Source organism: Treponema maltophilum ATCC 51939, assembly GCF_000413055.1.
GTDB classification, from domain to species: Bacteria; Spirochaetota; Spirochaetia; order Treponematales; family Treponemataceae; genus Treponema_C; species Treponema_C maltophilum.
In genome coordinates this window covers 148685-171502 of the sequence record NZ_KE332518.1, presented here as the reverse complement: position 1 = coordinate 171502, position 22818 = coordinate 148685, and the positions used below count along the sequence as shown (strand labels likewise).

The following is a 22818-nucleotide window of genomic DNA, read 5'->3' as shown; positions in this document are numbered from 1 at the left end:
ATGGAGATTCGGAGACGAAAATGAACGATTTTAATTATTTTGATCATGTATACGGCGGCTGGCTGGGAAAATGTCTGGGCGGCGCTGCCGGTGCTCCGGTTGAAGGGGTAAAAAAACTTATCGACCGCGACTTCCGAGAAATGATTCGGCCGGATTTACCCAATGACGATCTGGATATGCAGTTGCTTTGGCTGGAAGTTTTGGAAGAAAAAGGTCTTTCACTGACGGCAAACGATTTGGCAAAAGCGTGGGACGAGCACTGTTGGTACCCCTTCAGCGAATACGGTATTTTTCTGAAAAATTATGAAAGAGGCATTATGCCGCCTTACAGCGGCAGTTTTAATAATCCCTTTTTTTGCGAAGGCGAAGGATGCCCGATTCGTTCGGAGATATGGGCTATGGTATTTCCGAACGATCCGGACAAAGCCGCTTACTATGCCGGGCTTGACGGCAGTCTTGATCATGCCGGAGAATCGGTTTGGATCGAACAATATTACGCAGCGGTCGAATCCCGCGCCTTTACGCAAACGGATATAATCGACCTGTTAAAAAGTCAATTACATTTTTTGCCGGAAAGCTCGCGTGCCCGCGGATGCGCCGCATTGGTACTCTCGTCGGCGGAACAAGGCATCGCCGACTGGCGGAAAGTCAGAACCGCGGTTTTGCAAAAATACGGCCATAATGATTTTACCAACTCCGTCACCAATCTGGGACTGATGCTTATCGCTCTTTTATACGGCAAAGATAATTTGCAGACGGTAATAGATATAGCTTTCCGCAGCGGCTTCGATACGGATTGTACATGCGCAACCGCCGCGGCAATTTGGGGCATCCTTTACGGCGCAAAAAAAATTCCCGAGGAATTGAAAACGCTGGTTAACGACGGCTATGTGGTGGGAATCGACATTAAAAGCGACTGCCGTTCCATATACCGCTTGGCCGAACAAACCTGCCGGCTGGGCGAAACGCTGAAAAACGACAACCGGTTAACGCAGCCCCGCTGCGAGCAAAGATTCGATGAAGTAATTTATCAGGAAATCCGGTATTCGGATCGGCCGGCGATCGGGTTCAAAGACAGCTGCCGCATTAAACTCGTAACGCAAAACAGATCGGACCGGGCATACAGTCTGCGCAGCCGAATTGAAAATGTGCCCGCAGGCTGGACAGTCGAACCGGAGTATCGTGATTTTTTGCTTCCTGCAGGACAAACGGCCGAAGTCGAATTCACTATCAGGACGCCGGAACAAGTTAAAACCATTGCAAACATCAATAAATTAAAAGCCGTTACGGCCGAAAAAGAAAGACCGGAACAAAGTGCCGAATTAAGTTTCGGTATTGCCGGAGCAATGGACTGGATCGGTGTCGGTCCTTTTTTTGAAAATTTGGAAAAAGAAGATTTGCCGGGCATTCCGTCCGCCCACGGCGAAGGTTGTGTCTTGCCGACCTTGGAATGTATGGTCAATAATGCGGTGTATCTGAACAAAGCGTATATTGATGAAACCGATTTTGCGGCAGCATTTTCAGCTCAAGAAAAATACATCATCCGCGGTTATGAAGATTTATTGCCGCTTGATCAGGAGTTTGGGTGCCGGGGGCAAATGTGTGTTTATTTACGGCAGGAAGTTATATCGCCGAAAGATCAAGACCTTTGGCTTATAATCGGCAACAACGACGGTTTTGCGCTGTGGATAAATGACGAGAAAAAATTATGCTATGACGAGATGAGGCTGTGGACACCGTATAATCATTACGAGCTTGTGCGCCTTAAAAAAGGGAAAAACAGAATTGTTTTGAAACTCCTGCGCCGGGGCGAACGGTTCCGCTTCAGCCTCGGCTTTCGCAAATACGACGGCGAACATTTCCATAAAAAGCGGTGGTGTACGGATTTATCGGTAACATGCTGAAAGCCGGCCATGTGCTCATAATCAGCCATAATCGCCGGTTTTCGGACGGAATATACGGTACTTTTATAATACAACCGTTCGAACCGTTGACACACGAAGGCTTTTTCGGATAAAATAGTCGCACTGTATGGAGCGGTGTCCGAGTGGTTTAAGGAGGCGGTCTTGAAAACCGTTGTGCTGCAAGGTACCGGGGGTTCGAATCCCCCCTGCTCCGCGCTTGCAGAGGCTTTGGAGCGGTGACCGAGAGGCCGAAGGTGGCTCCCTGCTAAGGAGTTATACCCCTAAAGGGTATCGGGGGTTCGAATCCCCCCTGCTCCGTACCGCGTAAAAGCGGTCAAAATGAATGAGACTATAGCTCAGCTGGATAGAGCGTCAGATTGCGGATCTGAAGGCCGGAGGTTCGAACCCTCTTAGTCTCGTAACAAAACGTATTTTGGAGAGATGCGAGAGCGGTCGATTCGGGCGGTCTCGAAAACCGTTGTACCGCAAGGTACCGGGGGTTCGAATCCCCCTCTCTCCGCTCTTTTACGGAAAAGTAGTTGAGAATGCGTACGGTTTGAAAGCTTCGGTTTTCAAACCGTACGGACGTTTTGTTTTGGAGAGATGTCCGAGTGGTCGATGGTGCAGTCTTGGAAAGGCTGTGTACCGAAAGGTACCGGGGGTTCGAATCCCCCTCTCTCCGCATGTTTTCAATTCCGAAGGGAACCTCTAAAAATTGCGGTTTTTAGAGGTAACTTTAAAAATGCGATGTTGTAACTCACTGAATATCGGCCGCTTTTTAAGGCCCTTTCAATGAGTCCGGGTCCTATGCAAAAAACGTTTTCGAACCCCGTCAGATCCGGAAGGAAGCAGCGGTAGAAAGCCTCTTTTTGTGCCGTAGTTCACCCGGGCTCTTTGAAAGGGCTTTTTCGGCTTTATTGTTTCGGCTTGATACGTTTCGTCAGTTCGGCACGGCCCGGTTTGCGCCGTAAAAATCGTCAGGCAAAATATCCATAAGAATAATATTATGCGCTTTTCTTCCGTATATAAAAGCTTCGCGCAATTCTCCGACTTTTTTAAACCCGACCTTTTCATAGCAGCGGATTGCGCGCGCGTTGAACGAATATACATTCAGCGATATGTTGTGCAAATTCAAAACCGCAAAACAATAATCGATTAACAGCGACAATGCTTCGGTTCCGTAGCCTTTATTCCAATACTTTTTATCGCCGATAAAAATACCTATTTCGGCGTTCCGGTGAAGATGGTTCAGCTTGTGCAAGCCCGCATTGCCGATCAGCGAATCCGTTTCGGCATCGATAATTCCGTAATTATGATCGGCGGCGATTTTTTGCAAAAATTCTTTTTCGGTCTCAAGCGAAATGACGGATGATGCAAGAGTCAAATTGGCATTTACCTCGGAATCGTTGAGCCATGCGGTATATATCGGCGCATCGTTTACGTCGATGGGAGACAGATAACATTTTTTGCCGATCAGCTTTTTAAAGTACATATCGGTTTTATAGCATAGGGAAAAAGCTCTGTCAATAATAGTATCGGTGAAAACTGAGAGATGAAAAACCGCGCTGCATGCCGGCAGAGGGCTTGTTGTATACGTCGTTTTATTTTTTCTCGCATCAATCACCCATTGACCGCAGCCCTCCTTGTAAGTACAATACGCTTATGGATACGACAAACGTTATTATCACCGTTTCGGGAACCGATCAGGCCGGCATCATTGCGAAAGTCAGTTCGGCGCTTTTTTCGCACAATATAAATATCGCCGACATAAGCCAAACCGTTTTGTCCGGCAATTTTATTATGATGATGGTTGCGGACGTGTCTTCGTCTTCAATCGGCATTGCCGATTTGCGTAAAAGAATGGATGAGCTCGGCGAAAAGCTGGGCGTCGATATACACATTATGCACGAGCGGGTTTTCAATGCAATGCACCGAATTTAAAAAATACGCACCGTTCGCGCTTTCTCTGCTGCTCGCAGCCTGCGCAAGTTCCGCCCCGGAAACGCTTTCGACGACGCTTCAGGAAGATATTCAAACGGTGCAAATAATCGAAGAAGAGGGGCGAATTCAAAGCGCGGCACAAAATCCCGCCCAAGACGTACAAGTACTCGGTTTTGACGAAGTGTGGGTGTACGTGCTGAACAGGCATGAAAGCACTCTGCACGAGCGCATCAATGCAACCGACATCGGTTATTTCGGTGCGTCAATAAATTATCAAGGTCATTTGGACGACGTTCCCGACGCGCAAAAGCTGGCGCATTATCCGGCACGCGTGCATTTGGTTGTAACCTGCAATACCTACGGTATGACGCACATAGTGCTTTCTCCTGAATACCCGCTGCGCAAAAAGTTGATTGCGGATTTGACTCAAGCAGCAATGGACAAAGGATACGACGGAGTTCAAATAGACTTTGAAATGGTAAAAGCGGACGATAAAGAAAACTTTTTAAGTTTTTTAGCCGATTTGAAAAAGTCGCTTGCAAAAGCTTCAACTTCGAAAACCGCAAAAAGCGGCGGCACACAAAAACACCCCATGCTGTCGGCGGCCTTTCCCGCACGCATAAAAAAGCTCGAAAAAGACGCCTACGATTACGAAAAAGCGTCGGCTATTGTCGACCGATTTTTCGTTATGGCATACGACGAACATTGGAGCCGCAGCAAGCCGGGTCCGGTCGCTTCGTTCGACTGGTGCCGGAACATCGCATCCTATGCGCTGGAAACGGTCGCTCCGGAAAAACTGATTATGGGGCAGCCTTTTTACGGAAGAACATGGGGCAGCGTAAACGCCGACAAAGCGTTTTATCATTCGGGTATAGAGCGCCAAATCCGCGAATTCGACGTGCAGCGCATAGAAAAAGACGGCGGCGTATTTTATTTTTCGTACACCGTTCCTCTTACGGTAACCGCCTATTTCGACAACGCGCACACCATCGTCGAACGTTCGCTTATGTACAAAAATATGGGTGTGCTCTCAACCGGATTTTGGTGCCTCGGGCAGGAAGATCCGTCCGTCTGGGATTATATCCGCTGCACAAAATAGGATAGGATATGTTATTTTCAACTTCGGAAATTCAGGAAACGGTCAACATGTTTATGCGCTACAAGCTTGACGTGCGCGCAATCACGATGGGGGTATCGCTGCGCGATTGCTGCAGCCCTTCCGGAAAAGAAAGCCGCACGCGCATGTACGATAAACTGATGAAATACTGCAGTAAGCTTGCCCGCACGGGCGAAGACATAGAAACGGAATTCGGCGTTCCGATTATAAACAAACGGATTGCCGTAACGCCGATTGCCATGGTCGCCGAAAGTTCCGATGAAAGCGATTACACCGAATGGGCTAAAACGCTCGACAAAGCGGCAAAAGAGCTGAATGTCGACTTTATCGGCGGCTTTTCCGCCCTTATCCACAAGGGATTTACGCGCGGAGATACAAACCTGTGTAAATCGATTCCCGAAGCGCTCGCTTCAACCGACAGGGTATGCTCGTCGGTAAACGTGGGAACGACAAAAAGCGGCATAAATATGGACGCCGTAAAAACCATGGGCGAAATAATTTTAAAAACCGCCGAACTTACCGCGGATAAAAACGGCATAGGCTGCGCAAAACTTGTCGTATTTTGCAACGCGCCCGAAGACAATCCTTTTATGGCCGGAGCTTTCCACGGCCCCGGTGAAGAAGAAGCCGTGCTTTCGGTCGGGGTTTCCGGCCCGGGCGCAATAGATGCCGCGTGCAAAGAATACAAAGACAGCCCGCTCGACGAACTTGCGGACGTTATCAAAAAAAACGCTTTTAAAATAACACGTATGGGACAGCTTATCGGAACGGAAGCCGCAAAGCGCCTCGGGGTCAAGTTCGGCATTTTGGATCTTTCGCTTGCGCCTACGCCGGCGGTCGGAGATTCGGTCGCGCGCATTTTGGAACACATGGGCCTTGAATCGGCGGGTGCGCCCGGCACAACGGCCGCTTTGGCGCTGCTTACCGATATGGTAAAAAAAGGCGGCGTTATGGCAAGCACAAACGTCGGCGGACTTTCGGGCGCCTTCATTCCAGTATCCGAAGACGAAGGCATGATCGCCGCCGTAAAAGCGGGTTCGCTCACGCTCGAAAAACTGGAAGCGATGACCTGCGTTTGTTCGGTCGGCCTCGACATGATCGCCGTACCCGGCAGCATAAGCGCGTCCACAATCAGCGGCATAATCGCGGACGAAACGGCCATCGGCATGGTAAACAACAAAACAACCGCCGTCAGAATTATTCCCGTTCCCGGAAAATCGGTCGGCGATTGGGTCGAATTCGGCGGCCTTCTCGGCGGTGCTCCGATTATGGCCGTAAACGCTTTTTCCTGCGAAAACTTTATAAACAGAGGCGGACGAATTCCGGCTCCCATACACAGTTTCAGAAACTGAATGGTGAAATCGGTAACTTTCTCACGGACGGCGTGCTTTAAATATCGTATATTTATCTTATCCGTGTAATCAGGAGGTAAACATGAGCGCACTGGTACTTACAAAAGAAAACTTTCAAAAAGAAGTTATGGAATCGGATAAGCCCGTATTGGTTGATTTTTGGGCGCCGTGGTGCGGCCCCTGCCGCATGGTATCGCCCCTTGTCGATGAAATTGCAAACGAAATAGACTATGCGAAAGTCGGCAAGGTGAATGTGGACGAACAAAGCGAACTGGCGGCGCAATACGGCGTTATGAGTATTCCCACGTTGATCGTCTTTAAAAACGGACGCATCGCGCAGCAAGCCGTCGGCGCCCGCGACAAAACCGGCATACGCGCCTTGCTTTCCTAAGGCCGACACAGGTTCGGTAAAGCCGTAACGCGGAAACGGATAACGGCCGCTGTCCCAAAACTTAATTTAAAACTCGTCGGGGATGACACTTCGAAAGTTGCGCGCGGTTTTTAACCGCGTGGTTACCGGTTCCGTTCTTTTTTTAACCGGCTTTCCAAAAGTGCCTTATTCGTCAGCACAATGCCGCCGCGCTTTAATTCCACCGCGCCTTCGTTTTGAAAATACTGCAAAAGGCGGCTTATAACTTCGCGCGCGCTTCCCAAATGGTGCGCAATGCGCTCGTGCGTTATCTGCAGATTATCGGTACTTTCCAAATCGCTTTCATCGAGCAAAAAAAGTGCGAGCCTCTCGTCCATGCTTTTAAAAATCATCTGTTCGACAAGCCACATAACATCACTGAAACGCGACGCCATAATCGAATTCGTATAGTTTGCAAGCGCCGCCGATTCCTGCATGATTTTACGGTAAACATCCGCCGGTATAAGCCAAAAAGCCGTATCTTTTTCCGCCTCAAGCGTTATTTCAAACTGAATATCGGCCAACATGCACGAAGCCGACAGCAAACATATATCGCGATTAAACAAGCGAAACAGAGTTACTTCCTTTCCTTCGTTCGATGTTATATACGCGCGAAGCTGCCCTTCAAAAACCGTTATAACGCCTATGCAGTCCGCATTGCCGTCATGCAGAATCCGCCCTTTCGGCACATCGGTAAACACCGCCTGCCGCTCAAGCTGCTTCCGCTGTTCTTCGCTCAGCCCTTTCCAGGGCGGAAAATAGTCTTCAAAACGCGCTTCCATGGATTTATTATACAGACAACCGGGTTTTTGGACAACATTCAGCATCTCTTGCGCGTATTTGACTTGAAGCGTTAAAATCGCTAATATAAAAGAAGGTTTCCGAAGCGTCGACGACACCCCGGAAACCTTTTGTCCGGACACCCGGACATCGGAGAGAGTTTATCAGCTTATTTGCAAGCTTGTTTAAATGATAACACGGGTTTTTTCAGCTGTCAAGAAAAACCCGCCCGAAAAACGGAGCCGGCTCGGGACATTCCGTGGGACAAAGGCGATATAAAAGGCGGTAAAGCGGTGCATAAAATCAAACTGAAACCGATCGATTACATTATTGGCGTTCTCTTTTTGTGCACGGCGATTTTTTCACTCGTGTACGCAATCCGGCACAAAGACGGATCGCCGCGCCTTATCGTTACTGCGGGACGCACCGAATGGGTGTACCCTCTGAACGTCGACAGAACAATCGAGGTGGAAGGCGCCTTGGGAATAAGCCGCATCGCCATAGAAAACGGCTTCGTGCGCTTTCTCGATTCGCCCTGTTCGAACCGTATTTGCGTTCAAAGCCCGCCCCTTTGGCGCGAAGGCGATTGGTCGGCATGTCTTCCGAACCAAGTATTCCTGCGCATAGAAGGCGCCCCCTCTTATAAAGACGAATTCGACGCGATAGGATTTTAACCACTCACATTCGTTTTTCTGCGCTCCTTATGCAAAACGGGCGAGTTTTGCACTTTGCGATACGGATAATATGGATTAAAGCTGAGGCTTTGACCGCGAGGCGTTTTGAGCGTTTTTCTCCGGTTATTGAGCGCTAAAAGCTCAACCGCGCCGATACGGGTAAAGCCTCGCTATAAAAATCGTTATTTAGCGACCGGCTCGCAAAACTCGCCCGTTCGCCTATTTATTTTTTAGCCTTTTTACTATATACTATAAAGCAGAGTTTTTACATGTATACGCGAGTCATACAAAACGCTCCCGATTCGGTTGTCCGTTCAGGCGAACCTGTATTCGGGGATTTTGATAAAGCGCCCGATTTTTTCGATATCCGCAAACTCAAGCAGCCGTTCAGCCTTATGCCGCTGCCGTCTTTTTTTACCGATTCCCGCATCCGCAGCAATTTGTGCTTCACGTTTTTAACCGAAGCATATATGGGTACTATGGAAATTATGGATGCGAATTATTTCGGTTTTGCGGAAATCAACATGTGGGAAAAAGAAACGGGACGCAAGGTATCGTACCGTTCGTTTATTGTATTCCGCAGACGGCTGATTCCGCGCAAAATAAAAAGCGGCATCTGTAAATCGTTCCGGTCAAAGCGGATTTTTGCGATCCGCTGGGACTACGATTCGGGTAAATTTTCCGCGTTGTGCCGCTTAAAAGGCGACAAAACGCGGCCGGACATTTCGTTTGCATTTTCGGCGAATTTGCAGGAAGAACGCTGCGGTGTATATACGGCCGTCGTTCCAGCCCCGCTTATGCGCCGCTGCGCGGCAACCCATCACTGCGCGCCCTTTTTAAAAGGTTCGCTTTCCGGCGGCTTTTTTGCCAAAGACGGCCAAACGGGTGTCGCCGTTTCGGACGCCGCATCTTTGTTTACCGTGCGCACTTCGTACTACCGGTTGCGGCTCCACTGCTTTTCCGTAACGGGATTGGGAAATGTCGACGGCGCAAACATCCGCTTTAATCTGTATACGTCGAATCAGGATGCGGTCGATTCCGATTTATACAATGAAAACGTTTTATTTGCCGACACACAGCTTTCTCCGTTGCCGCCGGTAACGATTACGCATCCGTACGGACTTTCCGGGCAATGGATCATTCAGGATACCGAAAACATGGTCGACCTTACGTTTAACCCCTTGTCGGACACGGTGCGAAAAGAGAGCATACTGATTTTACGGACGGAATACCGTACGATTTACGGTACATGCGAGGGCGTGATTCGGGATAGGGACGGAAGAACCTTTACTTTAAAAGATTTTTGTACTATTGTAAAAAAGCAATATTTACGATTATAGAAGTATGGACATTGTTTCAAAAAAACCGCAGGCGAAATACGAACCCGGCGAACTTCAAAAAACACGCGAAAACATCGGCGACATTGCACGCGAAGAAGCCGAAGTGATGATGAAACGCCTTGGCGGAGAAATCGGCGTCGAAAAACCCGAAATCATCGACGACGAGGTTTTGAAAAAAGTCCGCTCGGCACGCAAATTCGTGCCCGGCAAAAACCGAAAAAAAAAGGATGAACAGACCGAGCAGGCCGAACGGCGGAACAGCCCGAACCGGCGGGGCGGCTCCGTCTTTTCCGCAGGCGAAAGAACTTCCGCCGTTATTTCGGGACTTCCCGGCAAAAAATATCGGCTGCCCCATTTGAGCCCGCGGCAAAAACAATTATTCGATAAACTGATGATTTCCCGCGAATACCACATCCGTAACGCGCCGGGCTTTTTTGCGATGCTGTTTTCGTTCGGCAGGGGCGGTCCGGAACGCGTCGCCGATTCTTTTATAAAAAACGATTTGACCGCCCACATCCGGCACATCGATTTGTTTATCGAAAGCGTACAGGCGCTGATTTTAGCCGTTCCGCCCTCATACAAAAATAAAATAAACACGGACAACGATTTTATCTACCGGGCATTGCGCGTTATCTATAATTGGGACACGCTGCCCGTAAAGGCCGAATTGTCTTTGCTTAAAAAGAAAAGCTCGTGGATTTTGATTGAAGACACTGTCCCGTTTATAAAAGAACTGTACCGGCCGCTCATACAGCTCTATTTCCTCGGCGAACTGGAAATGACGCGCATTATAAAAAAAACATACGGCTGGACGGTAAAAACCCAAATCAGGGAAAAAGAAAACATGCGCTGCTTAAACGCCGCGCGTCAGGCGGCCGCAGAATGGCTGTATATTTTCGGACAAGTCATTAAAGGCGCGTATCCGCTGCTTATGCGCATGTGCGTCAATGAATTCGAACCGTATCCGGATTTTTATACAAAGCGGATTTCAGACATCATGAACTTCCTTGAGATCACAAAATACGATATTGTGCTGCCGAAAAGGAACGACGAAAAAGAAAGGCTGCACAAAACGGTACAAATAAAAACCGAGGGAACCGAAGCCGCAAAAGCCGAAGAAAGCCCGAAAGAAACGGAAGAGGCAAAAAAAGAAAGTATGTCCGAAGAAAAGCGCGGCCTGATTCTTCAAAGTCTCGGCGTATTGGATAAGCTTTTTCCCGACGCGGGCTGGCTGCATTTGGCCGACCGCCCCGACATGTATCCGTACTTTCAGCCCTTGTATTCCTTTCCCGACGGATTCAACCTTCTTGCGCCGACAAATCCGCTGCAGATTACAATCGTTTTGCTGCGCATTATCGAAGATTTTTTTCAGGGCTGCAGAAACATTCCGCTGAGTCCGCCCGATACTGAAGACAATCCGCTCGAACGGGACAATCTGCAAAAAATATTTTCCGATTGGACGCTGTACCGCGAGTATCTTTTCGACAGACTTATGGCACCGGCTTTAAAAGAATACGTCAATCACGCATATACGCAAAGCGATTTCCGCAATTCCCGATACGCCAAGCGGGAGCTTTCAAATTGGCTTTGGCAAATTAAATTTTATTTTCATCCGCACTTGGTTTTCGAAATCACTTCGCTCGAATATCCGCGCATAGACAATTCGTACATTCCGCTTCCCGAACGTATACGGGCGCTTGTACAGGTTTTTTCGGATATGATCCGTCAAGCCGATGCATCGGAAGCGTCGATGCCGACCGATTTAAGCGACATTTATACATTTGACGTCGAAAATACCGTTTCGTATCGGCTCAATTTGCTTTTGGGCGGCAGCAAATCGAAAGAGCGTACGAATCTGAATCTTATGAAATACACGCTGTGCGCGCTGCGGGTTTTGGATTGGTGGATAAACGACAAAAGCAGTTATGCCTACGTATCCGAACAAAAGATACCGTACCGAACCTCCGGCGAAGGAGATACCCAGCCGCTTTTATCGGTGCCCGTACGATCCGACCAGCGCGACGTTTTTTTGCAGAATATCCGCCTTTTGCACGAAGCACAAAAATCGGACGCCGCAAGTACGGGAAACAGTGTACAAAATACGCCTCCTGCCTCCCAAGTGTAAGAAGCAAAGCCAAACAAAGAAAACGTCGAACTTAAAGTTGTTTGCGGTCACCTAAAGTTGTTTACCGCTTACGATTTTTTCGTTAAAACGTTCAAGTTTTTTGCCGCTCAACTCGCCGTTTTTCCCGTTCAGGCGGCGGCGCAGTTCTTCCATTTCTTCGCCGGAAAAACGCACGCCCTTATACATGTGGTTTTCAAACGAAGAAACGGCGGCCGGTGCGACGGCGCGGCTTATTTCCAGCAGTACGGCCGCATAATCGCGGATTTCTTTTTGCGCGTGAACGTCGAGGCGCAAACGCAAAAAGTGGAACAGATTGTGCAAATCTATTTGCCAATACATTTCGGTGTACAGCGACAAAGGAAGATTCACGCGCGCAAGCTCTCTGGCCGTCCCTTTTTCGACAAGCGCGCTGTAATCGGCGTAGGCGGCTTTTTGCCCGTTTTGCAAAGACGAAACAACGCTTTGAATAAATTCCGGCTCAAGGATTTCCTCCGAGCGCCCCTGTTTATTGTCGGAACTTTGCTTTGCAACGTCGGCGCTTTCGGGAACGTAAAATTCGTCGCTCATAACCGAATAGCGGCCGGAAATTTCGTTTACGCGAGCGGTACGGTGACGTATCCACTGGCGCGCAACGAAAATCGGCATTTTTATGTGGAATGTCAGCACAACCTGCTCAAAGGGCGAGGTATGGTCGTGGCGCAAAAGATAGTCGATTAAGGCCGCATCTTCGCGCACGGTTTTTGTTCCCGCCCCGTACGATACGCGCGCCGACTGCACAATGCGCGAGTCGGAGCCCATGTAGTCCACCAGGCGCACAAAGCCGTGGTTGTGTACTTTAAATTCTTTATCCAAAATCTTTTCGGCTTCAGCCGTCGTGCAATGCGCCATGTTCCCTCCCCGCAAGGCTTTTGCCTTTTATGCTTCGCAGTATATTTCGTGCTTCATACCATTATGCATAAAAAGACGCCCGTTGTACAGAGGCACCCGAACGTTGCGCGCGCCATAGTTTTTTATACGCCGTACCGGAACGCAGCAGTTTTCCGTGCGGCCCCGATTCGACCAGGCGGCCCGAATCGAAGACAAAAACGCGGTCGCAGTTTACGACTGTAGACAGCCGGTGTGCAATAATGACGGTCGTAATTCCGCATGCAAGCTTATCGACCGTCTGCATAATCGCCTGTTCGGTTACCGAATCGAGGCTCGCCGTCGCTTCGTCGAGGATGAGAATGCGCGGCCGGCGCAGCAGCACCCGCGCAAGGGCGATCCTTTGGCGTTCGCCGCCCGAAAGCGTTGCGCCCCGCTCGCCGACAAAGGTATCGTAGCGGTCGGGAAGCTTCGAAATAAACTCGTCGGCCATGGCGGCTTTGGCGGCTTCATACACCGCTTCGTCGGGAAGATATTCGAGCCCCAAGCGGATATTGTCTTTTATTGTGCCGGAAAACAGCAAAACGTCCTGCGGCACATAGCCTATCAATTTGCGGTAAAAAACCGTATCGTAGTCCTGTATATTTATTCCGTCCACGGTAATTTCGCCGGAATTGCAGGCATAGAATTTCATCAAGAGTTTTGCAAGCGTCGTTTTACCCGAACCGGAGGCGCCGACAAAGGCAACCTTTTGGCCGGGTTCTATCGATAAATTTATATTTTCAAGCGTGTTGCCGCGCGTCCCGTAGGCAAACGAAAGATTGTTAATCCGTATGCTTCCGCGTAAATCATCTTTTTTTATGCCACCGGAATTGATGTTTTCTTCGGGAATATCGAGGATTTCGGCCAAACGCACTGCGGCGACAAAGGCTTCCTGCAGCGAAGGCTGCAGCGTCAAAAGGCGCGCGAGCGGTCCTAAAAAATAACCCGACAGCAGCACAAAAGAAATAAGCCGGCCCAAACTCATGGTGCCGCTTAAAATACTCAAACTGCCGATCCAATACACGGCCAGCGTGCCGCACTGGTGCAAAAATCCGTGCAGGCCGTTTTCGATATTGCCCATTGTACCGAGCGAAATGCCCTTTTTGATTGAATCGACAATACGCATTTCGGTGCGTTCAAAAGCGTTTTTTTCGCACGAAAGCGTTTTCAGCGTTGCAATACCGTTGATGTTTTCGACCATTACCGACTGTTTGTCCGCATCGATAACGGCCTTTATTTTAAGCATATTTTTGTACGGGCCGAAAAACAGCCACGCCAAAAGCGCCGACAGGCATACGGGAATAACGGCCGCGACAAGCAGCTTTCCGCCGAAAATAAACAAAAAGGTACCGCCGATAACGAGCATAAGCGAATCGAGCACGACGGAAAGCGATGTGGACGATATGGCATAGCGGATGGTCGACGTATCGTTTATACGCGATAAAATTTCGCCCGTTTTCCGCGCGGTAAAAAAATCCATCGGCAGTTTTAATATGTGCCTGAAATATTCGGTCATCAAAACCGTATCGATTTTGCTTCCCATATACATCATAAGCTGACTGCGCGAAAAAAGTAAAAGGGCTTGAAACACGATAATGAGGGCGTACGCAAGCGAAAAAAGAGTCAGCGTCATTTTAACGCCCGTGTACAGCACTTCATCGATTAAAACCCTGAAATAAAAAGCGCTCGCTATGCCCAAAAAACTCAGCAAAACGCTTGCGGTAAAAACTTCGGCAAGAATTTTTTTGTGCGGCGCCAAAAGCTTTACAAAGCGGGTAAGTTTCGTATCGGTGTCTTTGTTCGTTTCGAATTTTTCCTGCGGCAAAACAATAAAAAAGATGCCCGTCCACAACGTTTTAAAATCGGCAGCTTTCATCTTTCTCAATCCGTATGCGGGATCGCCTATGTGCAGCCGCCCGTTTTTACACGAATAGACGACAACATAGTGGTCAAAATTGTTCTGTTTGATGTGGGCGATAAGCGGATACACCATATTCGGTGAAAAAGTTTTATCGGGACTCACGCCGCCCTTGCACAAAAAACCGAGTTCTTCCGCCCCGCGGATAATGCCGAAGCCGGAAGTTCCGTCTTTGTCCGTACCGGCAAAACGCCGTATCGTCGTAAGCGGAATTCGTTTGCCGTAATACTTACATATTGAAGCCAAACACGCAGGTGCGCAGTCGAATTCATCGTGCTGCAGCACCAATGCGCGCCGATTCAAAATCGTGTTAAACATACTTCCTCCATAAAAAGTTTTTGAGGAAACATCGGTTTCCGATAAAACTTTTTTCAGCGCTTTCGCAAACGTCAGTTGAGAAAGCGCAATAAATAAGCGTGTTTGCAACGCAAACACGGCATAAAAAGCGGCGACGCCATTTGAGACGCCGCTTTTTATCATTCCTCCATTTCTAATAACCGTTCAGCAGTGCGGCGACAATGCGCAGCCGCACTTCCTTATATGCGTTTTCCGCAAGCGCGGCATTAAGGACCTGATATTCAAAATCCGTAGCGGTAAGCCGCTCCCGGTCTGCCAGCGCCCGTGCCGCAACAACCTTATTGCCGGCATCCGTTTTATCGAGCAGCGCCTTTTCCGAAAGCTTTTTAAGCAAATAGAGATTCGTTTGGTATTGTTTTTCCTGCGCTTCGCGGCGTTTAAAAAGTTGCCGCTGCGACAATTCGTACAAGCGCTGCGAATTGAGCGAAAGCGCGTTGCGCGAATATGCGGGAGATGCCGGCGAAAGCGGAAGGCTCAGCGCGATTTTAAAATCCCAATTCCATTTTGTGCCGCTTTTCCAATACTGCACAAAAGAATCTTTAAAAGAATTCGAAACGCCGTTTCTTGCGGCAGGTTCGGCCGATGCGGAAAGCCGCAGCACCGGAAGATCCGCAATATGCCGTTCCGTTTCGTTATAAAAGTTTTTTTCCGCCTGCTTGCTTTCGAGCGCGGAATTAAGGCCGTTTTCGATCGGATTTTCGGCAGCGAACGCTTCCCAACAGGCAATCCACAAATCAATATCGTCGGGAAGAGAAGCTTCTTCCAAGCCGAAAACGTATAAGTTTTCGACAAGGCGGGAAAGATTTTGGCGCATTTGCAGCAGCGACACATAGGATTCAAAGCGCTTCGTATTGCGCTCGGACAAATCAAAGGTTGAAAGTCTTCCCAAAAGCCACAGTTTTTCGTCGGCTTCGGCTTCTTTTCGGATAAGGTTTTGGCGCCGCTCTTCCAGCTCGATGCGCTCTTTTAAAAGGAGGCAGTTGCCGACCGCATACACCGCTTCGGCTATGAGGCGCTTTTTTGCAATATTCAATTCAAGATTGCGGATATCTTCGCTCAAGGCGAACGAAGCCGCTTGCCCGGCAAGGGCAACGGCACAGGTATCGGGAGCCGCCGCGTAAAAGGGAACGTTCAGCGCAAGCGATGCGGCAAATTCGTACGCGGCCGTTCTCGCGGCATTCGCGTCGACGGCAAAAAACTGGTCGGCCTGCACCTGAAAATCGATGCCGCCGGGAATCTCCTGCGCCACAACAAACGACGCTTTGAATAATTGCGACAACGAAGAGGCCGAGTTTCCGCTCATAGACGCGCCGTATCCTGCAGCGAAAAAGGGCTGCGGAAGCCGGCGGTACTTATACGCAAGAAGTTCAAGGCCGGCATTTTTGTATTCCAAAAGCGCGCTTCGGTACACGGGACTCGAATCCAAAACCGTACGGATAAAATTGTCGCATTCTCCGGCAAAAGAGGTGCCGCACAAAAAAAACGCCGCGAAAACTGCCGGCACAAACCGCTTTTTTACCATACCAAGTCGAGTTGTTTTAAAATGTACCATAAGATTGTCCGCTCCCTAAGGATGATTCTCGCTTCGGTTTCCAAGCCGCTTTTTACCGGATAGCGCCGCTTTTTCCTATCTTCCAAAAACGCTTTATCGATATTCGCCGAAACGGTAAAGTACAGCATACCGTTGACGTCGGCCGTCGCGTCAGGATCGATCGAAACGACGGTACCTTCCGCCCCGCCGAATTCGTGGAAGGGAAAGGCCGGAAAGCGCAGTTTTACGCGCATGCCTTTTTCCAACTTTCCGCTCATCTTTGCCGGAATTTTAAGTTCGGCTTTATACGTTCCGCCGTCGTCCGGAACGATGTTCAGTATTTTTTGATCCGCAAAAAGATAATCGTTTTTATTCAACGAAGAGATTTCCTGTACCCTTCCCGCAATGGGCGCGTATACCGAAGAATTTTTTATACTTTGGCGCACTTGTTCCGCCTGACTTTTCACCTCTTCAAGTTCGACGGCGCATTGCGCGTATTCGGCGCTGATTTCTTTTATAAATGACGACTTGTATGTTTCCAAATTAAGCAGCTGAATGTCCGCTTCGTATCCGAGTTCGCGCAGCTTCGCGCCCGTTATCGCATCGGAAGGCATGCGTAAGGCCTCCTGCCGTGTTTTTTCGGCAAGCGCGTATCGCTTTTCGAGCAATTCTTTTTGGTACGAAAATGCCTGAAAACGCGTAAAGGCTTCGGTATTGTGCTTATCGATGCATGCGGCGGAGCCGTAAAAGCTTTTTTCGGTTTGGCGCAAGCCTTCGGTTTTTACAACAAGCTTTTCGTAAGCGCTTTTAAGAGCGGCTTCCTTTGCCTTTAAAGAGCGCGTGTCGATTTGCAGCAAAAGTTCGCCCTTTTCGACCCGCTCGCCGTTTTCGTAATACAAACCGACAATTTCGCCCGGCACCGCATTTTTTACCTGCGAAATATTCGAAATCGGGCGCACCAAGCCCTTTGCGCGCACAACCTCTTCGGCTTTGCCGAAGACAATCCAGCACAAAACAACCGCAAACAGCGATGCGATTATCCACACGGTCAGCGAAAGTTCTTTCGGTTCCCTGTATAAAAGCACTTCCTGACTGTAATCAAGGCTGTCCGCAGGCATAAGAATTACCGGTTCTTTCATAGTCCTCCCCGGAATAAAATGCGCCGTTCCGGCCGGCACTTTTATTTCTCTTTAAGACGTTCCGACTTATTTATAGTGCCGGACAATAAAAAAAACACGTTTTGCGGCGGAATTTTATGCAAAAGCACGCGCTATTCCCGATGTATTCGAGCGCGGAAACTTGACATAGATAAATTTTGTACTATAATAAATCTATGGGCGAAATAAGCTTATCAACCGAAAAAATCCAAAAAGCCGTTCAAGCAGGAATTCCCTTATCAATTACAACGTACACGCTGCCGCATCAAATGGAACTGTACATGGCCGAAGTTCTTACGGCATTTTTAAAAGAACTGAATCAGGAAGGAATGACCGAATATTTGGTCTATTGTATAAACGAACTGACGACAAACGCAAAAAAAGCCAACACAAAACGAATCTACTTCAAAGAAAAGGGCTTGGACATAAACAATCCCGACGATTACGCGATCGGAATGGAAACGTTCAAAGACGATACGCTCGACAATATCAGATACTACCTGCAAGCGCAAAAAAATGCCGGCCTGTACATAAAACTTGTTTTGCAGTATGCGGCCGGAAAAATAAAAATAGAAGTCCGCAACAATTCGGAACTCGTAACGGAAGAATACAAGCGCATTCACGATAAAATAACGCGGGCGCAACAGTATGCATCGGTCGAAGAAGCTTTTTCGGCGGCGGTTGACGCAACCGAAGGAGCGGGGTTAGGCCTTATCATTATGGTTTTGATGCTCGCAAAAATCGGCGCATCAAACGACAGCATCCGCGTTACCTGCGAAAACGGAGAAACCGTAAGCCGCGTTATCGTGCCGCTCAATAAAGAATACAGCCAAAACATCTCCATGCTGTCGAAAGAACTGGTCAGCGTCATAGACACGCTGCCGCAATTCCCCGAAAACATCGTGCGCATAACCAAAATGCTCAACGATCCGGACATGAAACTTTCCGATATTGCGGTTCACATAAGCAACGACGTCGCGCTCACCGCCGACTTGTTAAAGCTCGTAAACTCGGCCGCATTTTCGCTTACCAGCCCCTGCCGCAATATCGCAGATGCGGTAAAACTGGTCGGTATAAACGGCATACGCAACCTTTTGTTCTCTCTCGGTTCTTTAAAAACGCTGGGTAGTTCCACAAAGGCGCAGCGGCTCCTATGGAACCACTCGTACCGCGTCGCCTTTTATTCGTACAACCTCAGCAGGAATTTTTACGCATCGGACAGGTTCATTGTGGATTCTTCGTACGTATGCGGACTTTTGCACGATATGGGAAAGGTTGTCTTCGATTCGGCACACCCCAAACTCATCGAAAAATTCAACGAGCTGTGCGAAGCGAAGGGGCTGCCTTCGACCCTGTTTGAACGCCTGGCCGGAGGAACGAACCACGCCGAAATCGGCTATCTTATCGCCGAAAAATGGAATTTCCCGAAGGTAATAGGCGAAGCAATCCGTTATCATCACGACCCCGCAGCCGCATCCCGCGATACGAAAAAACTTGTGCAAATCGTTTATTTTGCGAATATGATCGCCCACTATCAGGAAGGCACCGTTGAATTTTACCAATTCGATTCGGATATTCTAAAAGAATTCAATATCGAAAACGAAGAGCAGCTTCAAAGCCTGTCGGGCAGGCTGCAAAAAGCATTCAGGGAAGAATCCTAAAGCATTCCCGTCCGCACTAATTAAAAACTGCCGCCGTCCACGCCTGCATAAGAATACCGAACGCGACTCCCACATTGAGCGACGCCTTTACGCCGCTTACGGGAATGCTGACGATTCCGTGCGACATTTTCTTTAAGGTGTCCGGATTTATGCCCAATTCTTCCGAACCGATAACGACGATGCCGCGCCGGGGAAACTTAAACTGCGAAAGCGGCGTCCCGCCCGTTTCAAGCGCAAAGACGGGAAGGTCCGGCATTGAAGCGCACAGTTCGTCAAGCGAGATCCGTTCGCTCGGTAAAAAATCGATGCAGCCCATTGCCGAACGCACGGCCCGCGGGTGTGCGGGATCCGTGCAAAAAGGCGATAAAAAAAGTTTTTCCGCACCGAATGCTTCGGCCGTGCGAAATATCGAACCCAAATTAAACGGCGAGCGGATATCTTCGGCATACACGAAAATGCCCTCGCGGTACGGCCGAACGGCTGCCGCACGGTTTTGCGTTGCCTCCTGCGCGGTGTGTTCCGCGGGCGCCGCATGCGGCGCGATTATAAGGTCCCACTCCGCGCTCGGCGTTCCCGCAACGGCCAGCAAGTGATTGCGCGCCGTATTGCACAGCCTGCGCTCGTCACAGGGCACTTCCGCAAGCAGGGTGCATAATTGAAGGCGCGCCGCTTCGGGCAGTTTCGGATCTTCGCAGATAATCCGTACAATTTCTTTCAGGTATTCCGTCCGGTCGGCGAAACCGTCAAAAAACGCAGCGGAACGGAATGTTTCGTCCGGCACTCCGGCTATGTCGCGCTCCAAAGCGCCGAGCGTCAGAATAAGCTTTCTGCGACGGAATCCGCCGCGCATGGATTTCAGTTTTGCAGGAGCGATCATCGATTATTCAAAATCAAAAAGCGTATTTGACGATATCGAACAAATCGTCTTCGGTCATCGAACGGTGGAATTCCGGCGTTACATCGAGTTTTCCCACGTCGTCGATGCACAGGGCAAGCTGTTCGAGCGAAACGGACACATCTTTAAGGCGCGCCGGCAAATTGAATTGAGCGATTTTACTGCGCACGGCTTCGGCAAACAAACCGACGGCCGTATCGTTGGATGAATTTTCGCCGGCCACATTGAGAATGCGGGCAAGCTTTGCCAAGCGGTCTTCTTTGACCGTTGCGGCGTCTTCGATAATGTGCGGCAGCAAAATCGCCGCAGTCAGCGCAGGCGAAACTTTGCAGCGCGCGTTGACGGCATGAGAAAGCAGCGTTGCAGCCCCGCTCGAAGCCGACGCCGCCCCCAAGGCCGCCATGCAGCCTCCTTCCATTGCCAGCTGCTCTTTCGGCGTAGCCGTCATTAACGCGGGCGTTTCGGAAAGAACATAGCCGAGCAATTCGGCAGCCTTTTCGATAATCGTATCGGAAAAAAAATTGGCTTTCTGTGAAACATATGCTTCGACGGTGATACAAACGGCGCGCAAAATCATCGCCATAAATTGATTTTCGGTCAGCGACACGATCAAGTTGGGATCGGAAACGACCAAACGGCACAAGCCCGGCTGAAACCGGAGCATTTTCAGCTGCCCCGTTCGCGCATCTATAATCGGCGCTTTGTCGGTAAATAAAAATTCATTGGAAACCGTCGTCGGAATGCAAATACAGGGCAGTGCCTTTTCGCTGAAGGCGGCGCCTTCCATAAAATCGTACACGGTCTTTTTTTCGTCGAACAGCGCACATACGATTTTGCCCGTGTTCGAAATCTTCATTCCGCCGATCGTGATAAGGCCGTGTACCCGCGCATCGCGCGCAAGCTTGAGCGCCTGTTCGACAAGAGCCGTGTCGGAATTTGAAGATATTTCGTCAAAGATAACACAGTCTATGTTGTAATCTTTTAACGATTGGACGGTTTTTTCCGTTATGCCGAATTCGGACAAAACGGGGTCGGCAACGAGCAAAAAACGGCTGCCCCATTCCCGGACAAACTGCCCCGTTCTGCTTGAAGAATATGAACCCAAAACGATATTCGGAGAAATTCGGAAAACAAAGTCAGCCATAAGCGCTCCGATTTACAAACCGAAGCTGTCCATAATTTTATCTGCCGTAGATGAAATAACGTCGGCGTTTAAATAGGCCGGATCCTGTATTTTTTCGCGCACTTGAGCGATGCGGTCAGCGCGCACGTCGGGAGTTTCCGCCGCAATCGACGATAAATAATATGCTTCGGCCATTTCGCGCGCTTCATTGGAAATGCTTATACTGTCATGACCGGACTTTACGTGCTGTTTTGCCGGGGTTTTGTAGTTGTTTTGAATGTCTTTTAGAGGGTCGATTCCTCCGAGTCTGTCAATAATCATTTTCGTTTGCCTCTCTTTTTATATCGGATTCTCCTTTAGAAAATTTGAGCTTTTTTCCTGCAACAAAGACGGTAAATTCACCCTGAATCTTCGTTCTTCCGGCAAATTCTTCCCTGACTTGCGCTGCAGGCCCCTCGACAATTTCTTCGTGCAGTTTTGTAAGCTCGCGGCCCACGACTACACGGCGCTCATATTCAATATCGGCAATATCCGACAAAAGCTTAACTATTCTGAACGGGGATTCGTATAAAACGAAGGCCCATCCCGTTTCCAAAAGTTCTTTTACGCGGCTTTTCCGCTTTCCGCTTTTTTGCGGCAAAAAGCCTTCAAACACAAGCGTTTTACCGCCGCAGCCGGCAACACTCGTCAGCGCGGCAAAGGCCGATACGCCCGGAATCGGCACAACATCGTGCCCCGCCGCGCGCACAATGTCGGTTAAAACGGCCCCCGGATCACTTATGCCCGGGGTTCCCGCATCGCTTGCAAAGGCAACCGACTTTCCTTCGTCCAAAAGCTTTACAATCTTTTGCGCGGCTTCTTTTTCGTTTTGCGCCCGGCAGGAAATAAGCGGCTTTTGTATGCCGAAGTGCGTTAAAAGCTGCAGCGTATGCCGCGTATCTTCGGCGGCGATAATATCTGCTGTGCGGAACGTTTCAAGCGCCCTGTAGGTTATATCGCCCAAATTCCCTATAGGCGTTCCGACAATGTATAAACCGGACACACCTTAAGTATACCGCTAAAACATGCTTCTTTCAAGCCGATTTTACGCGCTCGGCGCAATTTTAAATCGAATGCGGCAAAATGTAGCGAAAAAAATCAAAAAACGTTATGATTGTACTATGAATATTCTGCGTTTTATCGGCATAGCCGCAGCCGTTTCGGCGGCGCTTTTCATATTTTATCTTTTTTGGCGATTTTTTTTAACGTATTTTTATGCACCGCGGGTAAAAAACCGAAAACCTGCGGCAAAAGAAAAGACGCCCTGTCCTCTGTGCGGTTCAAAACTGTATACGGGCGAAAACCTCGTATCGCGGGTGTACAAAACCGCCACCATAAATGATTTACCCTGCACGATTCACGGCTGCCCGCACTGCTATCCCGTTCCCGAGCCGGGAATCAAGCGCACTTGTCCCGTGTGTCATAAAGAAGTTCCCGTAGAAGGACATTTGGACGCACACCTTTTTACGCGCCGCACGGGCAAAAAGCACGTTCACGTTACCGGCTGTACGGAATGCCACAAAAAGAAAAAATAAATCTATAGGACACCGCGAAAAATTCGCCTTTAGCGATTTTCTCGAGATGCCGCC

At 49.2% G+C, this 22818-nt stretch carries 20 protein-coding genes, 5 tRNA genes and 1 other RNA gene; 16 read left to right on the top strand and 10 right to left on the bottom strand.

Annotated elements, in window-relative coordinates; genetic code table 11:
• Positions 1 to 20: 20 nt before the first annotated feature.
• From HMPREF9194_RS00780 to ffs, 7 genes are all read left to right on the top strand, one after another.
• A complete protein-coding gene (locus HMPREF9194_RS00780; RefSeq protein WP_016524455.1) occupies positions 21 to 1904 on the top strand; it encodes an ADP-ribosylglycohydrolase family protein in 1884 nt (627 codons plus the stop codon).
• Between the two features lie 129 nt (positions 1905 to 2033).
• Positions 2034 to 2118 (top strand) — tRNA-Ser (locus HMPREF9194_RS00775).
• A gap of 16 nt (positions 2119 to 2134) precedes the next feature.
• Positions 2135 to 2222, top strand: a tRNA-Ser gene (locus HMPREF9194_RS00770).
• A 27-nt stretch (positions 2223 to 2249) separates the two neighbouring features.
• Positions 2250 to 2323, top strand: a tRNA-Arg gene (locus tag HMPREF9194_RS00765).
• 16 nt (positions 2324 to 2339) lie between these two features.
• Positions 2340 to 2424, top strand: a tRNA-Ser gene (locus tag HMPREF9194_RS12210).
• Positions 2425 to 2501: 77 nt separating this feature from the next.
• Positions 2502 to 2586: transfer RNA gene (locus tag HMPREF9194_RS00760), tRNA-Ser, on the top strand.
• Positions 2587 to 2700: 114 nt separating this feature from the next.
• Positions 2701 to 2798, top strand: an RNA gene (gene ffs, locus HMPREF9194_RS12030) — signal recognition particle sRNA small type.
• Between the two features lie 46 nt (positions 2799 to 2844).
• Here the strand turns inward: ffs and HMPREF9194_RS00755 are convergent.
• Positions 2845 to 3396, bottom strand: coding sequence for a GNAT family N-acetyltransferase (locus HMPREF9194_RS00755; protein ID WP_016524454.1), 552 nt, complete (start codon positions 3394 to 3396; stop codon positions 2845 to 2847).
• Between the two features lie 170 nt (positions 3397 to 3566).
• Here HMPREF9194_RS00755 and HMPREF9194_RS00750 point away from each other — a divergent pair, with 170 nt between their 5' ends.
• From HMPREF9194_RS00750 to trxA, 4 genes are all read left to right on the top strand, one after another.
• Positions 3567 to 3845: an ACT domain-containing protein gene (locus tag HMPREF9194_RS00750; RefSeq protein WP_040846098.1), complete on the top strand. Its 279-nt coding sequence runs from the start codon at positions 3567 to 3569 to the stop codon at positions 3843 to 3845.
• Positions 3826 to 4944, top strand: a complete 1119-nt coding sequence (locus HMPREF9194_RS00745) for a glycosyl hydrolase family 18 protein (RefSeq protein ID WP_016524452.1) — start codon at positions 3826 to 3828, stop codon at positions 4942 to 4944. The genes HMPREF9194_RS00750 and HMPREF9194_RS00745 overlap by 20 nt, the downstream gene beginning before the upstream one ends.
• 8 nt (positions 4945 to 4952) lie before the next feature.
• Positions 4953 to 6314, top strand: a complete 1362-nt coding sequence (locus HMPREF9194_RS00740) for a PFL family protein (protein WP_016524451.1) — start codon at positions 4953 to 4955, stop codon at positions 6312 to 6314.
• A gap of 82 nt (positions 6315 to 6396) precedes the next feature.
• Positions 6397 to 6705, top strand: coding sequence for a thioredoxin (gene trxA, locus HMPREF9194_RS00735; RefSeq protein WP_016524450.1), 309 nt, complete (start codon positions 6397 to 6399; stop codon positions 6703 to 6705).
• A gap of 122 nt (positions 6706 to 6827) precedes the next feature.
• Here trxA and HMPREF9194_RS00730 read toward each other — a convergent pair whose 3' ends face one another.
• Positions 6828 to 7505 carry a Crp/Fnr family transcriptional regulator gene (locus tag HMPREF9194_RS00730; protein ID WP_156827975.1) on the bottom strand — a complete coding sequence of 226 codons (678 nt, stop codon included), beginning with the start codon at positions 7503 to 7505 and terminating at the stop codon, positions 6828 to 6830.
• A gap of 171 nt (positions 7506 to 7676) precedes the next feature.
• Between HMPREF9194_RS00730 and HMPREF9194_RS11720 the strand changes: the two genes are divergently transcribed.
• The 3 genes from HMPREF9194_RS11720 to HMPREF9194_RS00715 all read left to right on the top strand — a co-directional run bounded on the left by HMPREF9194_RS11720 (position 7677) and on the right by HMPREF9194_RS00715 (position 11642).
• Entirely contained in the window at positions 7677 to 8177 is a 501-nt protein-coding gene (locus HMPREF9194_RS11720) for a NusG domain II-containing protein (RefSeq protein WP_169558717.1), read from the top strand.
• A gap of 269 nt (positions 8178 to 8446) precedes the next feature.
• Positions 8447 to 9517 (top strand): DUF2804 family protein, encoded by a 1071-nt coding sequence (locus tag HMPREF9194_RS00720; RefSeq protein ID WP_016524447.1) that lies wholly within the window; start codon positions 8447 to 8449, stop codon positions 9515 to 9517.
• A gap of 4 nt (positions 9518 to 9521) precedes the next feature.
• Positions 9522 to 11642, top strand: coding sequence for a hypothetical protein (locus HMPREF9194_RS00715; RefSeq protein ID WP_016524446.1), 2121 nt, complete (start codon positions 9522 to 9524; stop codon positions 11640 to 11642).
• 51 nt (positions 11643 to 11693) lie between these two features.
• On the opposite strand, the gene thyX is transcribed toward HMPREF9194_RS00715, so the two are convergent.
• The 4 genes from thyX to HMPREF9194_RS00695 form a co-directional block, all read right to left on the bottom strand.
• The gene (thyX, locus tag HMPREF9194_RS00710) at positions 11694 to 12530 is read right to left on the bottom strand and encodes an FAD-dependent thymidylate synthase (RefSeq protein WP_016524445.1); all 837 of its coding nucleotides are present in this window, start codon (positions 12528 to 12530) and stop codon (positions 11694 to 11696) included.
• A 61-nt stretch (positions 12531 to 12591) separates the two neighbouring features.
• Positions 12592 to 14784, bottom strand: coding sequence for a peptidase domain-containing ABC transporter (locus HMPREF9194_RS00705; RefSeq protein WP_016524444.1), 2193 nt, complete (start codon positions 14782 to 14784; stop codon positions 12592 to 12594).
• A 172-nt stretch (positions 14785 to 14956) separates the two neighbouring features.
• Positions 14957 to 16345 carry a TolC family protein gene (locus HMPREF9194_RS00700; protein WP_016524443.1) on the bottom strand — a complete coding sequence of 463 codons (1389 nt, stop codon included), beginning with the start codon at positions 16343 to 16345 and terminating at the stop codon, positions 14957 to 14959.
• On the bottom strand, positions 16339 to 17493 hold the full coding sequence (locus HMPREF9194_RS00695; RefSeq protein WP_016524442.1) for a beta-barrel domain-containing protein: 1155 nt from the start codon (positions 17491 to 17493) through the stop codon (positions 16339 to 16341). The genes HMPREF9194_RS00700 and HMPREF9194_RS00695 overlap by 7 nt, the downstream gene beginning before the upstream one ends.
• A 194-nt stretch (positions 17494 to 17687) precedes the next feature.
• On the opposite strand from HMPREF9194_RS00695, the gene HMPREF9194_RS00690 reads away from it, so the two are divergent.
• Positions 17688 to 19172, top strand: coding sequence for an HDOD domain-containing protein (locus HMPREF9194_RS00690; RefSeq protein ID WP_016524441.1), 1485 nt, complete (start codon positions 17688 to 17690; stop codon positions 19170 to 19172).
• A gap of 16 nt (positions 19173 to 19188) precedes the next feature.
• Here the strand turns inward: HMPREF9194_RS00690 and HMPREF9194_RS00685 are convergent, their stop codons facing one another.
• Genes HMPREF9194_RS00685 through rsmI form a run of 4 tightly spaced genes read right to left on the bottom strand, consistent with a single transcriptional unit; the run spans position 19189 to position 22232 of the window.
• Positions 19189 to 20049: a TrmH family RNA methyltransferase gene (locus HMPREF9194_RS00685; RefSeq protein ID WP_016524440.1), complete on the bottom strand. Its 861-nt coding sequence runs from the start codon at positions 20047 to 20049 to the stop codon at positions 19189 to 19191.
• A gap of 13 nt (positions 20050 to 20062) precedes the next feature.
• Entirely contained in the window at positions 20063 to 21211 is a 1149-nt protein-coding gene (locus HMPREF9194_RS00680) for an iron-containing alcohol dehydrogenase (protein ID WP_016524439.1), read from the bottom strand.
• 12 nt (positions 21212 to 21223) lie between these two features.
• Positions 21224 to 21511, bottom strand: coding sequence for a flagellar biosynthesis anti-sigma factor FlgM (locus HMPREF9194_RS00675; protein WP_016524438.1), 288 nt, complete (start codon positions 21509 to 21511; stop codon positions 21224 to 21226).
• On the bottom strand, positions 21501 to 22232 hold the full coding sequence (gene rsmI / locus HMPREF9194_RS00670) for a 16S rRNA (cytidine(1402)-2'-O)-methyltransferase (RefSeq protein WP_016524437.1): 732 nt from the start codon (positions 22230 to 22232) through the stop codon (positions 21501 to 21503). Before rsmI ends, HMPREF9194_RS00675 begins: the two co-directional genes overlap by 11 nt.
• 118 nt (positions 22233 to 22350) lie before the next feature.
• On the opposite strand from rsmI, the gene HMPREF9194_RS11715 reads away from it, so the two are divergent.
• Positions 22351 to 22764 (top strand): hypothetical protein, encoded by a 414-nt coding sequence (locus HMPREF9194_RS11715; protein ID WP_016524436.1) that lies wholly within the window; start codon positions 22351 to 22353, stop codon positions 22762 to 22764.
• The last annotated feature ends 54 nt before the right edge of the window (positions 22765 to 22818 follow it).

What these genes read in the sequence shown, in the direction of transcription:
- HMPREF9194_RS00755 (WP_016524454.1), bottom strand. Translation starts at nt 3,396, where the DNA reads ATGTACTTTAAAAAGCTGATCGGCAAAAAATGTTATCTGTCTCCCATC.
- HMPREF9194_RS00715 (WP_016524446.1), top strand. Translation starts at nt 9,522, where the DNA reads ATGGACATTGTTTCAAAAAAACCGCAGGCGAAATACGAACCCGGCGAA.
- HMPREF9194_RS00730 (WP_156827975.1), bottom strand. Translation starts at nt 7,505, where the DNA reads ATGGAAGCGCGTTTTGAAGACTATTTTCCGCCCTGGAAAGGGCTGAGC.
- thyX (WP_016524445.1), bottom strand. Translation starts at nt 12,530, where the DNA reads ATGGCGCATTGCACGACGGCTGAAGCCGAAAAGATTTTGGATAAAGAA.
- HMPREF9194_RS00690 (WP_016524441.1), top strand. Translation starts at nt 17,688, where the DNA reads ATGGGCGAAATAAGCTTATCAACCGAAAAAATCCAAAAAGCCGTTCAA.
- trxA (WP_016524450.1), top strand. Translation starts at nt 6,397, where the DNA reads ATGAGCGCACTGGTACTTACAAAAGAAAACTTTCAAAAAGAAGTTATG.
- HMPREF9194_RS00695 (WP_016524442.1), bottom strand. Translation starts at nt 17,493, where the DNA reads ATGAAAGAACCGGTAATTCTTATGCCTGCGGACAGCCTTGATTACAGT.
- HMPREF9194_RS00685 (WP_016524440.1), bottom strand. Translation starts at nt 20,049, where the DNA reads ATGATCGCTCCTGCAAAACTGAAATCCATGCGCGGCGGATTCCGTCGC.
- HMPREF9194_RS00705 (WP_016524444.1), bottom strand. Translation starts at nt 14,784, where the DNA reads ATGTTTAACACGATTTTGAATCGGCGCGCATTGGTGCTGCAGCACGAT.
- HMPREF9194_RS11715 (WP_016524436.1), top strand. Translation starts at nt 22,351, where the DNA reads ATGAATATTCTGCGTTTTATCGGCATAGCCGCAGCCGTTTCGGCGGCG.
- HMPREF9194_RS00700 (WP_016524443.1), bottom strand. Translation starts at nt 16,345, where the DNA reads ATGGTAAAAAAGCGGTTTGTGCCGGCAGTTTTCGCGGCGTTTTTTTTG.
- HMPREF9194_RS00675 (WP_016524438.1), bottom strand. Translation starts at nt 21,511, where the DNA reads ATGATTATTGACAGACTCGGAGGAATCGACCCTCTAAAAGACATTCAA.
- HMPREF9194_RS00750 (WP_040846098.1), top strand. Translation starts at nt 3,567, where the DNA reads ATGGATACGACAAACGTTATTATCACCGTTTCGGGAACCGATCAGGCC.
- HMPREF9194_RS00720 (WP_016524447.1), top strand. Translation starts at nt 8,447, where the DNA reads ATGTATACGCGAGTCATACAAAACGCTCCCGATTCGGTTGTCCGTTCA.
- HMPREF9194_RS00780 (WP_016524455.1), top strand. Translation starts at nt 21, where the DNA reads ATGAACGATTTTAATTATTTTGATCATGTATACGGCGGCTGGCTGGGA.
- HMPREF9194_RS00745 (WP_016524452.1), top strand. Translation starts at nt 3,826, where the DNA reads ATGCAATGCACCGAATTTAAAAAATACGCACCGTTCGCGCTTTCTCTG.
- HMPREF9194_RS00680 (WP_016524439.1), bottom strand. Translation starts at nt 21,211, where the DNA reads ATGGCTGACTTTGTTTTCCGAATTTCTCCGAATATCGTTTTGGGTTCA.
- HMPREF9194_RS00740 (WP_016524451.1), top strand. Translation starts at nt 4,953, where the DNA reads ATGTTATTTTCAACTTCGGAAATTCAGGAAACGGTCAACATGTTTATG.